The organism is Tenacibaculum soleae, assembly GCF_030549005.1.
GTDB classification, from domain to species: Bacteria; Bacteroidota; Bacteroidia; order Flavobacteriales; family Flavobacteriaceae; genus Polaribacter; species Polaribacter soleae.
Window position 1 is genome coordinate 1 of the sequence record NZ_JAUOSW010000019.1, and the last position, 6,139, is coordinate 6,139.

The window sequence follows — 6,139 nt, forward strand, 5'->3', positions numbered from 1 at the left end:
ATTAAATAACTTTTTTTGTTCTTAAAAGACTAAAATTTTTGAAATTCAACGAGATTTTTTTGCATTAAACCCAACGTGTTTGTATATGGTTTGTTGCGTGTTACAAGCAACTAATTTAGTAAATAATTACCGACCAAGAAAGTCCGCGAGGACTTTCGTAAGTAGGCTAGAACTAGCAATAAATTATATACGGTGTTGTGCATAGTGCTTTTCACGTTCAGGTTAGCTTTCAGCTGTCTCTTGTTTAGTTTATAAATTGTGCGTTGGCAAGACATACTCTTTTGCAATTTTTGGCGTAGCGTTGGCTGGTGCGAATTGTAAATGTGTATGGCTTTAAGCGTTGGCGTTTAATATCCTTTTCTTAAAAATTTTCGCTCTCTTTCTCTATTTCCGCTTTCTAAACAGTATTCAATTTGGTTGTTAATATAATTCTTAATTGGAATTAGTTTTATTCCCAATGTAGATTTATTTAGAATTGATAATAAATTTCTCCATTCTGAAGCTTGAATATCTCCAATTATCACATTTCCTGAATACGAACCTCCATTTCCTCTCCATAATAGTTTTTCAAAGACTTCTTTATCTTGGTTTAAAGAAAGAAAAAGTAAGAATATTTCCTCGAAAAGTTCTTTTTTTGAATGTCTTATTAGGTCAACAATTACTCCCATTTTTTGATAGTTTGTATTGTTCTCAATTACATATTGTCTAATAAAGTTGTCTGCTCTTTTTTTCTGTTCTTCTTGCTTTAGATTTCTAAAGAAAACATTACAAAAATGTTCTAAAATACCAAGATATAAGTCTTTTTCAATAATTAAATCGAATACTTGGATTAGCGTTTCTTCAATATCATCTATATGCCATATATAACTCATATCACTATGGTTGCCACCAAGACTGTGTCTGTCCGTTGCAGAATATAAACTTTCAACAAATTCGATTAAGAAATTTTTATCAATTTTCAATATTTCTAAAAGACCTTTTCCTTGATAATCAAAATGATTTTGAATCAGGTTTTGTTGTATATATGACTTTTTTATTAACTCAATATCGTTACCAAGATTTTTAAAGTGCTTACTAAAGAAATCCATCCAAACCTGCAATTGTGTATTCTCTTTTTCGTTTTTTTCGGTAATAGTTTTTAGGATTATTTGAAATAAGTTTGGTTCTACTGAAAGAAAACGTTCTAGTCTATCAAAATGAATAGTGTTTGAACTATTCATTTTTTTAATTGTATTAATTAGATAAATAGAATATTTTTTACTTATCAATGATTCGTCTATATAATCGTAAAATGATAATTCCCAAAGTTCTTTTGAGTTAAACTCTTTTAATTGAATAACTTCCCAAATTCGATTGGCTATATTGTCAGTTTTTAATTGATTTCTAAAAACAGTTCTTGGGATATAATTAATTTCATTTCCATTTTCAATGACTGCGTTGAGTAAATTAAGTCCGTTATCAAAATCTTTTGAAGAATTTTCATCTATAATATAATCAAGAGCGTTGTTATAATTATAATTATTCTTTGCTGAATTTCTTAAAAATAAAAAAGTGCTGTAAAACTTATTTATATCATCAATACTAGTTAATATAAATGAACTTCTTATTTCTGCTTCTTTTAGTCTATCATACTCTTGAAAGTCATCGAACTCATACATTTCCTTGTCTCTAAATCTATCCCAATCTATTTTGAGAAATGTAAGATAGGTTTCGTTAACAAATTTATTTGTAAAATTCGTGAATTCTTCTAACTCAAAGTCGTGACTTTTAAACCACCTTATTTGACTTTGCACATATTTGCAATGTTCAAATTCCTCAATCTTTAAGTGTTTATCAATGATATTTAGGATAAACGGAATATCGAATTCCATTATTTCGTTGTTAACATCTGGATAAACTTTAGAATAACTGCGTAGCAGTTGAAAAGACATTTTGGTATGAGAATCAAAATTATTATCTAAAGTATCCCAAATTTTTGTTCTAAACTCTTGTATAGTTTTGTCATTTGGAATAGGGTATTGGTAGTGAATAAAACTGTTGTTTCTTCCTCCTTTGAATTGTTGGAATGAATGTGAAAGAAAGGTTTTTGCAAGTTCAAAAAATGATGTTGCAAGCAATTCATTTTTTTTAGTTACACCTTCTATTAAAATATTGAAAAGTGTTTTTTGTCTAAAAAAATTATATCGTTCATCATCTCTATCAAAGATTAGTAGTTCTCTTATTTTATGAATAAGTTCAGGTAATTTATCAGGTTGTCGATTTACGTATTCAAATAATAATTCAATAGAATCTTTAAGATGATTGTTGTTTAGGCGAAAGAAATTCCCCGCTAATTCTATTATATCATCTTTGTCATAACTGAATTGATTATTTTCATAAGAAGTATCATATGAAGTTTCTTCAATTTTCGGTAACGTTTCTATATACTCATAAATAAATTCGAAAGTTTGGTTTTGTAAATAAAACCAAAATGATTTGAGAAATTCTAAAGATTTTTCGCTGTTACTTTTAATTAGATTCCAATAATGAACTAACTCAGGCTTTATCTTATCCATTACGTTTTGAGGACCGAATGTATTATTTGCAGGTATAATACTATCTGTAAACCTGTTTTGATAATTATCAAAGTAGTTATTTAATAAAACTTGAAACGAGATCAAGTTATCTTTTATGAATGCTTTGTAAAAGAAAAACGTAGCAAGGTTTTGTTCAGGAATTTTCACGTGTTCAAACTGAATTTCTGCTAATTCTAACTTGTCAAGTTTATCAATTGTATCTATAAAATCATTGTAGGATATATCAAATTTTTCTAGAATTGATTCTGTTACTTCTTTATTTTTATATGGTATAGTGTAAAAGAATGAAATAATTCCAAGACATTTGATATTTAAAGATTTTTCAAATTCTCCATCATCTTTGATGAATGTTGAGAAATACTTTTCAAATAAATCAGACACATTCTGTAAAGCATATAAATTTTGTTCTTTTTTTGCTAAAAGAGAAGTCATTATAGCTAATCTTGGGTTTCCATCAGAGATTCTAACTATTTCTTTATGATAATCAGGATTTAAAATTTCAAATGGTTCTGATTGTATTATATCAATAATTTGTTCATCTGTAAACTTATGTAAATCTATTCTCTCAGTTGAAAACTCTTGACATTTTCTCCCTATTTCTTGAAAAGCATAATCTCTAACAGTAATTATTATTTTTAGTTTCCCCTTTCTATTAGCTTTAAAAAATCCTGTTATTTGTTCAAATGCATCAATTCTGTTAGCATCATCAACGAAAAGCAAATAGTCTTTCTTTACGTCAAAATATTGATACAAATCATCAAGTAGAGTATGATTTTTATATGAAACACAATATGCTTGGTAAGATTCATTGTTTGCTAAATACTTGTTAATTGTTTCAATTGCTAGCTTTGTCTTTCCTACTCCTGGAGCTCCTGTGAGAATTATAAAGTCGTGACTATCTATTGCGTTACTTAGTTGTTTTAATTCTGTCTCTCTATGTAAAAATTTATTATTCAAAGGAGTTGCAATACCTCTTGAGGCTCGGTCATATTCTTTGATAAAATTTTCAATTGAAACAATCTGACCTGTATCTAGTGGTAAACCTAAATAGTTATGCGCTAAATCTCTATGATTTAAGTGAAGTTCTATAGCTAATTCTTGTAACATAATAAAACTAACAATTGCATTGTTGTTATATCTTTTTACTATTTTATTTAGCTTTAGTATTTCCTTCTGATTTATATTCCAATTTATACATAAAATAATTTCTTCAACTTTGTTTATTGGTATTTTTGTCTTTTTAAAATCAAAGCAGGCTAGTATATCATTTGATAATTTATTTTTAGTACTTATATCGGTTGTAGTTTCTACAAAAAGATAATTTCCATTAGGAAGTAGAAAAAATGAATCAGGTGTACCTCTTGTCGTTTTTTGTTTTCCAATTTGACTTCCAACTCTTGATAACCCAGAATAATTTTTATTTCTAATTGCTAAATAACTATCACAAAGTTCTTGGAAAACAGCTCCATTTATTGATTTAAGTTGGTTTTCTATTGTTTGTAGTCTGCTCATAATGTCGATATTCTTTGAGCGTTGGCAAGAACAGCTCTTTTGGTTTTTTCAGGGTTGGATTATGTGTCGGCAAAAAAACAAATGTGCTGTTTGTGCGTTGGCTTTTTTAGTTCAAATTTTGATGTTTTACGCTCGTTTTTCGCATTATGCACAACGTGTTTGTGTATGATGCGTTGCGTGTTCAAGCACTAAATATAGCAAATAAATCACAAATAGAAAGTCCGCGAGGACTTTCGTAAGTAGGATATAACTAGCAATGAATTATACACGTTGTTGTGCGTTCGTTATTTTTTATTTCAGTTGTATGTGAATATGGTCATCGTGTCTTACTGCTCGACATCCGTGATATCTTATTTTATTATTTTTTAAATTCATTCTGCTTTTCAAATGTGGTTCAATAAATAACTTTCCTAAATTCTGATTTTTTAAGATTTTTTCTATTAGTTTTTTTGTTCCTTTTTCTGAAAAGAGTAATTCATTATTGATTTTTCCTAAAGTCAAATATTTTGGAAAGTCATATTGAAAATATCCGTTTTTTAAGCACTTTTCAATTTGATTATATTCATTTGATTTCGGATTTTCAAAAAGTCCGTAACCGCTTATAGATTTTTGTTTGTCCGTTATAATTCCGTTTTTAGTTTCGTAAATTAAACTTATGTCAATTTTCTTTCCGTCATTATGACTCAAATGAGGAAGTAGGGGGAATTTATTAATGAAAGGAAAATTAGCATCTAAATAATGAATTTCAATATTCGTTCCGTTTAGTTCTTTTTCCGTTTTGCTTAATAATTCATTTAGTTTTGGTCTTATATAATTCCTGTTTAATAAAACAGTCATATAATTTGTTGGTTTTATTTTTTTCGAATGTTTTACTTTTTCTCGTCCAAAAACTGGTGCAATTAACGGAGCAATTAAAAGTGTAGAAACCAAATAAAGGCTTACAAAAATAATCAGAGTTTTAAACTTCAGTTTTTTATTCCATTTTTTAGAAACCAATAGACTTATAAAATAAACTATTCCGCCGATTTGAGTAATCGCAGTCAGAACGACAAAAAGGAATATTTTATATATTGTTTTTGGTAGGATTTTCAATTTGGAATTCTGTTTTTTTTAATGACGCCCAACGTTTAGTATAAAACACGTAGGGTAGAGGATAAGCACTGTACTTCGGGTTTGACACTTAGCCAAATATAATATTTTGTATTTATCTTTTATATTGAAAATGCCAAATTTTATATTTGGTGGACTTCATAAATAAATACAGAACTTTGAAGTTAGCACAAAAGCCCTATGTTTTTTATACATTGTTGGTTTTTAGTGCTTTTTTCATCCTATTTTAAAGGCTTTTGTTTCGTTCCTCTAAAGTTTATGATTTCAATTATTCCTTTTTTTGGTTGAATTCTGTAGATTATATAATTATTTTTATCAACCAATCCTTTGTGAACATTATTAAACTTTCCAGTTTTAGGACAAATCTCAGGATACTTACTTATACGATTTAGAAGCTCATTTATATTTTGTTCAAAATTCAGAATTTCCACTATTGTCCATTCTTTCTCTAAATAATCTATAACCTTGTCTAATCCATTTTCTGCTTGTGGTGTCCAAACTATTTTTAACGCCATTTGTCAAAACGTTTCATTACTGTTTCATTAGATGTGTATTCTCCTTTGTCAGCTTGAGCTAAACCAGTTTTAATTTCTTCCTGTTCATTATGAGACATTTCATTCCACCAATCAGTTTGTTCTTCGTCAAAAACTGATTTAAGTTTACTTAAAATACTTTCTTTTTGTGTTTGAAGTAAAAGATGCATTAATTCTAATTTCGTGGTTTCAATATTCATAATCTTAACTTTTCTTATTACAAAGATAGTTTTTTATCTTCAAATTTTATTTCGAGTTCATTTCATATTAGAATTATCTATTCAGTTTAAATCTGAAAGTTGATAATTCTTGTTTTTTTGGCATTAAAACCAACGGTTTTGTGTATGATTAGTGGCGTGTTTTAAGCATCTAATTTAGTAAATAGAATCTGAATAGAAAATCCGCGAG

4 protein-coding genes are annotated in these 6,139 nt (G+C 28.0%); all 4 read right to left on the minus strand.

Annotation, left to right across the window (positions count from 1 at the left end; genetic code table 11):
* Nucleotides 1-347: 347 nt before the first annotated feature.
* On the minus strand, nt 348-4,088 hold the full coding sequence (locus tag Q4586_RS13825) for an nSTAND3 domain-containing NTPase (protein ID WP_303529958.1): 3,741 nt from the start codon (nt 4,086-4,088) through the stop codon (nt 348-350).
* A gap of 291 nt (nt 4,089-4,379) precedes the next feature.
* Nucleotides 4,380-4,925, minus strand: coding sequence for a hypothetical protein (locus tag Q4586_RS13830; RefSeq protein ID WP_303529959.1), 546 nt, complete (start codon nt 4,923-4,925; stop codon nt 4,380-4,382).
* 494 nt (nt 4,926-5,419) lie between these two features.
* Nucleotides 5,420-5,713: a type II toxin-antitoxin system RelE/ParE family toxin gene (locus Q4586_RS13835; RefSeq protein WP_303529961.1), complete on the minus strand. Its 294-nt coding sequence runs from the start codon at nt 5,711-5,713 to the stop codon at nt 5,420-5,422.
* Nucleotides 5,704-5,931: a hypothetical protein gene (locus Q4586_RS13840; protein WP_303529962.1), complete on the minus strand. Its 228-nt coding sequence runs from the start codon at nt 5,929-5,931 to the stop codon at nt 5,704-5,706. Before Q4586_RS13840 ends, Q4586_RS13835 begins: the two co-directional genes overlap by 10 nt.
* Nucleotides 5,932-6,139: the final 208 nt, after the last annotated feature.

Coding starts and splice junctions, on each gene's coding strand:
- Q4586_RS13830 (WP_303529959.1), bottom strand. CDS start 4,925: ATGACTGTTTTATTAAACAGGAATTATATAAGACCAAAACTAAATGAA.
- Q4586_RS13825 (WP_303529958.1), bottom strand. CDS start 4,088: ATGAGCAGACTACAAACAATAGAAAACCAACTTAAATCAATAAATGGA.
- Q4586_RS13835 (WP_303529961.1), bottom strand. CDS start 5,713: ATGGCGTTAAAAATAGTTTGGACACCACAAGCAGAAAATGGATTAGAC.
- Q4586_RS13840 (WP_303529962.1), bottom strand. CDS start 5,931: ATGAATATTGAAACCACGAAATTAGAATTAATGCATCTTTTACTTCAA.